The 5,513-nt window shown below is 73.2% G+C and carries 5 protein-coding genes; 3 read left to right on the top strand and 2 right to left on the bottom strand.

What is annotated here, in order from left to right; genetic code table 11:
- Positions 1-35: 35 nt before the first annotated feature.
- Positions 36-500, bottom strand: a complete 465-nt coding sequence (locus DQW06_RS14635; protein WP_013154624.1) for an Lrp/AsnC family transcriptional regulator — start codon at positions 498-500, stop codon at positions 36-38.
- Between the two features lie 148 nt (positions 501-648).
- Between DQW06_RS14635 and DQW06_RS14640 the strand changes: the two genes are divergently transcribed.
- The 3 genes from DQW06_RS14640 (at position 649) to DQW06_RS14650 (ending at position 4,582) form a co-directional block, all read left to right on the top strand.
- Positions 649-2,289 carry an alpha/beta hydrolase gene (locus DQW06_RS14640; RefSeq protein ID WP_198662449.1) on the top strand — a complete coding sequence of 547 codons (1,641 nt, stop codon included), beginning with the start codon at positions 649-651 and terminating at the stop codon, positions 2,287-2,289.
- A 91-nt stretch (positions 2,290-2,380) separates the two neighbouring features.
- A complete protein-coding gene (locus DQW06_RS14645) occupies positions 2,381-3,214 on the top strand; it encodes a GNAT family N-acetyltransferase (RefSeq protein WP_019608000.1) in 834 nt (277 codons plus the stop codon).
- 144 nt (positions 3,215-3,358) lie between these two features.
- On the top strand, positions 3,359-4,582 hold the full coding sequence (locus tag DQW06_RS14650) for a multidrug effflux MFS transporter (protein ID WP_013154621.1): 1,224 nt from the start codon (positions 3,359-3,361) through the stop codon (positions 4,580-4,582).
- A gap of 14 nt (positions 4,583-4,596) precedes the next feature.
- On the opposite strand, the gene DQW06_RS14655 is transcribed toward DQW06_RS14650, so the two are convergent.
- Positions 4,597-5,513 (bottom strand): ATP-binding protein (locus DQW06_RS14655; RefSeq protein ID WP_117198669.1); only part of this gene is annotated, 917 nt, incomplete at its 5' end.

Genomic DNA, 5,513 nt, shown 5'->3' on the forward strand with positions numbered 1-5,513 from the left:
GGCGCCTTCCCGCGGTCCCGCCGTGGGGAGGCGCCTCAGGGCAGGTCGGCCGTCCCGGCGAGGATGGGCTGGTCCACCAGGCGCGAGAGCACGAGCGTGCTCTTGGTCCGCACCACGAACGGCTCGGCGCCCAGCCGCTCGATGACCTCCTCCAGGTGGTGGGTGTCACGGGCGCGGACCTGCACGATGGCGTCCGCCTCACCGGTGACCGTGCACGCGGAGGTGATCTCGGCGTAGCCCGCGAGCCCCGTCCGGATCTCGCCCGGCGACGTGCGGGCCCGGCAGTACAGCTCGATGAAGGCCTCGGTGGTCCACCCCACGGCCTGGGGCTCCACCACCACGGTGAACCCGCGCACCGCGCCGGACTCCACCAGCCGGTCCACGCGGCGCTTGACCGCGGAGGGGCTCAGCCCGACCCGCTGGCCGATCTCGGCGAAGCTCATCCGCGCGTCCGCGCCGAGTATCGCGATGATCCGCTCATCGACACGATCCAGCCGCATTGCGCTTCGTCCCCGTCTGTCCACGTCTGATTGAGGCAGGGCACATGCTACCGGGGTGTGTCGCCCCGGGCTTCGTGTCGCATCCGTTGGTCACTCTCCGAAGTGATAAAAATTCATAGAGTAACCATCTCTGTGAGGGAGTGGACGAGTGCGAGCACGAACCCGGGCCGGCGTCTCGGCCGTGGCGGTCCTGGCCTCCCTGGTCGCGGCGGTCCCCGCCCAGGCCGGCCAGACCACCCGCATCGACCAGGGCGGCCTCGACTGGGCACCCTGCGAGGACATCCAGCCCGTCGCGGACGAGAACCTGGAGTGCGCCACCCTCACCGTCCCCCTCGCCCGCACCGCCGACGGCGAGCGGCTCGTCGGCCGGGACGACACCGTCGAACTCGCGCTCTCGCGGGTCCCCGCCAGCGGCGAGGCCCGCCACACCCTGCTGGTCAACCCCGGGGGGCCCGGCAGCGCCGGACGCCAGTGGGCCTCCTACACCTACTGGCGCATGCCCGCGGAACTGCGCGAGACCCACGACGTCGTCTCCTTCGACCCGCGCGGCGTGGGCGCCTCCACCCCGTCCATCGCCTGCGACCCCGGCCACTTCACCCCCGTGCGCCCCGACGCCGTGCCCGCCGACGCCGCCGCCGAGGAGGCGCTGCGCGCCGACGCCCGGGCCTACGCCGAGGCCTGCGCGGACAACACCGGTCCCCTGCTCGACCACACCCGCACCGTGGACACCGCCCACGACATGGACGCCATCCGGGCCGCCCTGGGCCGCGAGCGGATCGACTACCTCGGCTACTCCTACGGCAGCTACCTGGGCACCGTCTACTCCGCGCTCTACCCCGACCGCGTCCGCTCCCTGGTCCTGGACAGCGTGGTCGACCCCGACAAGCCCTGGTACGAGAGCAACCTCGCCCAGAACCGCGCGCTGGACCGCGCGGCGAACGCATTCTTCGCCTGGACCGCCCGCCACCACGACGTCTACGGGCTCGGCACGACCGGGGAACAGGTCGCCGGGGCCTACTACGCGCTGCGCTCGGAACTGGCGGACGAACCCGCCGAGGGCACCGTCGGCCCCACCGAGCTGGAGGGCACGGCCATGGTGGTCGCCTACAGCAGCGCCTACTGGACCCAGGTCGCCGACGCGCTCTCGGCCCGGATCACCGAGTCCGACGGCGCACCCCTGCTCGCCCTGTACGAGGCCTACGGCGAGAACGCCGGGTCCGACCGCGGTTACGGCGGCTACCTCGCCGTCCAGTGCACCGACTCCCACTGGCCCCGGGACTGGTCCACCTGGAGTGCCGACGCCGAGAAGTCCCACGCCGAGGCGCCCTTCATGAGCTGGAACAACACCTGGTACAACGCTCCGTGCGCGTCCTGGAGCGCCGGATCCGGCGACTGGTTCCAGGTCGGCGACGGCCCCGGCGAGCACCCCGCCTACGAGGGCGACGTGCTCCTGGTCCACGCCACCGAGGACGGCGCCACCCCGGTCGAGGGCGCCTTCGCCCTGCGCGAGCGCCTGCCCGCCTCCGCCCTGGTGATCGAGGAGGGCGGCCACACCCACGGCGTCTCCCTCACCGGCAACGAATGCGTGGACGAGATCGTCACCGCCTACCTCCGGGACGGGGAGCTGCCCGCGCGCGCCGGGGGAGAGGGGCCCGACGTCACCTGTGAGGGACGTCCCGAACCCCAGCCGCGTACCGCCCAGAACGCACCTGGGACGATGGTGGAGCGCCCCGCGCCGCTACCCGGGCACCACGTGGGCGCGATCGTGGAGTCCGAGACGCGGGAGTAACGGGTCGAATAGGCTGGAACCGGCGCGAAAAGGCTTGGTTGGTCGTCCCCCGGCGCTCGCAGGAGGGCACTGGGAAGATGGGGGAGATGCGATGCTGCGGACCTCGCCGGTACGGATCCTCGGAGAACGCGACCGGGAGGCCGTTCGCGCGCTCCTGGACGCCGACCCCGTGGGCAACGTCTTCGTCGCCTCCCGCCTGATGGCCACCGGCCTCTCCGGCGGCGCCGAGGTGTGGGGGCACACGGAGAGGGGTCGCCTGACCGCCCTGTGCTACTCGGGGGCCAACCTCGTCCCCGTCAACGCCGGACCGGCCGCGATCCGCAGCTTCGCCGACCACGCCCGGTGGAGGGGCCGCCGCTGCTCCTCGATCGTCGGGCCCGTCGAGGCGGTCAGCGACTTCTGGCAGCAGGTCACCCCGGCGTGGGGGCCCGCTCGCGTCATCCGGGCCAGCCAGCCCGTCCTGGAGATCAGCGGCCCGCCCTCGGTGCCCGCCGACCCCCTGGTGCGCCGAGTCCAGCTGTCCGAACTCAACACCCTCGTGCCCGCCTGCGTGGCCATGTTCACCGAGGAGGTCGGCGTCCCGCCGGACTCCGGCGACGGCGGCGCGCTCTACCGGGCCCGGGTGGCCGAACTGGTGCGCACCGGCCGGGCCTTCGCCCGCATCGAGGACGGGCGCGTGGTGTTCAAGGCCGAGATCGGCGCGGTCACCCGGCACGCCTGCCAGGTCCAGGGCGTGTGGGTACACCCGGACCTGCGCGGCCAGGGCCACTCCACGGCGGGGATGGCCGCCGTGGTCGAGTACGCGCTCGCCGAGATCGCGCCCCGCGTCACCCTCTACGTCAACGACTTCAACACCCCGGCCCGCGCCGCCTACCAGAGGGTGGGCTTCCGCCAGGTCGGCGAGGTCATGTCGGTGCTGTTCTGAGCGCACCGCGCCTGGGGCGGCCGACGGGGTTCTGACGGACCCGCGTCAGATCCGCCCCCGCGCCGCCGACGGGGGGCCGCGGCCGGTTAGCCTGGTCCCAGGTCCGTGGCGCCCCGCGCCCTCTGCCACCCACGAGAGAGCGCCATGCAGCACAACCCGACCGGCCGCGCACGCCTGGGCCTGGCCCTCCTCCTCGGCCTGCTCGCCGTCCTGGGCCCCCTCAACATCGACATGTACCTGCCGGCCTTCCCCGACATCGCCGCGGACCTGGGGGCCGGCGCCTCCCACGTGCAGTTGAGCCTGACCACCTGCCTGGTCGGCCTCGCCGTGGGCCAAGTGGTGGTCGGCCCGATCAGCGACGCCCGTGGGCGCCGCGGCCCGCTCCTCACCTGCCTGGTCCTGTTCGTCCTGGCGTCGCTGCTGTGCGCCCTGGCCCCGAACATCGCCGTGCTGGTGCTGGCCCGCTTCCTCCAGGGGTTCACCGCCTCGGCCGGGGTCGTGCTCTCGCGCGCGGTCGTGCGCGACGTGTTCGACGGCACCGAACTGACCAGGTTCTTCGCCCTGCTGATGGTGATCAACGCGGTCGCGCCCCTGATGGCGCCGATCGCGGGCGGCGCCATCCTGTGGCCGTCCTTCGCGGGCTGGGAGGCCGTCTTCCTGGCCCTGGCGCTGCTGGGCGCGGTGATCGTCGCGGTCGTGGCGCTGCGGCTGGAGGAGACCCTGCCGGTGGAGCGGCGCATCCCCGGCACGGTGGGCGGCACCCTGCGGACGGTGGGGGAGCTGCTGAGGGACCGCGCCTTCCTCGGCTACGCGCTGGTGGTCGGCCTCGTGCACGGCGGCAGCTTCGCCTACGTCGCCGGGACGCCGTTCGTCTACCAGGACCTGTACGGGGTGTCGCCGCAGGTCTTCGGCGTGCTGTTCGGGATCAACGGCGCGGCCATCATCGCCGGGAGCTGGGCGGTGGGCCGGTTCAGCGCCCGCTTCGGCGAACGGGTCCTCCTGGTGTGCGCGGTCTCCGCCGCGGTGGCGGCGACCGGGGTGCTGTTCGCGGCGACGCTCGCGCACGGTCCGCTGGTGACCCTCGTCGCGCCGATCTTCGTCTACATGACGTGCATGGGGATGATCCTCACCAGCTCCTTCGCCCTGGCCATGCGCGGCCAGGAGCGGCGTGCGGGCAGCGCCAGCGCCGTGCTGGGCGCGCTGCCCCCGCTGCTCGGCGCGGCGGTGGCGCCGCTGGTGGGACTGGACGAGAGCACCGCCGTGCCGATGGGCGCCGTCCTGTTCACGACCTCCCTCCTGGGCCTGGGCGTCCTGCTGGCCCTGACCTCGCCGCGCGTGCGCGGGCGCGTGGCCGATCCGGCCCCGTGACCCGCTCCGCGTGTTCAGCCGGTGAGCGCCGCCGGGCCCATGAGGAAATCGGGGTCCAGCTGGGCGGCCAGGTCCGCGCCCTTGGCCTCGTCGCCCCAGGCGCGCGCGTTGCGCAGGTGGAACTCGGCCGACTGCCGGGTGAAGCGCTCCCAGTCCTTGGGCGCGGCGTCGGCCATGTCCCGCATCAGGGCCAGGGTCTTGACGTTGTCCTCCTCCAGGTCCGCCAGCTCCGGGTGGCGGCCCTTCTCCATCGAGCGCACGAACCCCGAGTGCGTCATCCACCCCGCCAGAGCGTCGCCCACGTGCTCGCGCAGGAACTCCACGTCCGCCTCGTCCTGCACCTTGTTGCCGATCACCCGGATGGCGACCTCGTGGTCGCGGGCGTACCCGGCGTACTGCCGGTACACGCCCACACCGCGCACGGTGGGCTCGGCGACCAGGAAGGTCATGTCGAAGCGGGTGAACATCCCCGAGGCGAAGGAGTCGGCGCCCGCGGTCATGTCCACGACCACGTACTCCCCGGGCCCGTCCACCAGGTGGTTGAGGTACATCTCGGCCGCGCCCACCTTGGAGTGGTAGCAGGACACGCCCAGGTCCGACTCGGCGAACGGGCCGGTGACCATGAGCGTGGCGCCCCGGACCGGCGCCCCGAAGCGGGCGTGCAGCGGGTTGTCCCCGGTCACCGTCAACAGGCGCGATCCGCGGCCCGGCGGCGTGGTCTTGATCATCTCCCGTGCCGAGGAGATGCGCGGGTTGTCCCCGCGCAGCAGCTCCTTGATCTCGTCCAGGTGCGCGCCCAGGGGCGCGAGCGCGGCCAGGTCCTCCTCGGACGCCCCCAGCGCGGCGCCCAGGTTCTGGTTGATGTCGGCGTCGACGGCCACCACGGGCACGCGCTGGGCGGCCAGGTAGCGGGTGAACAGCGCGGAGAGGG

The organism is Nocardiopsis sp. TNDT3 (genome assembly GCF_003427465.1).
GTDB classification, from domain to species: domain Bacteria; phylum Actinomycetota; class Actinomycetes; order Streptosporangiales; family Streptosporangiaceae; genus Nocardiopsis; species Nocardiopsis dassonvillei.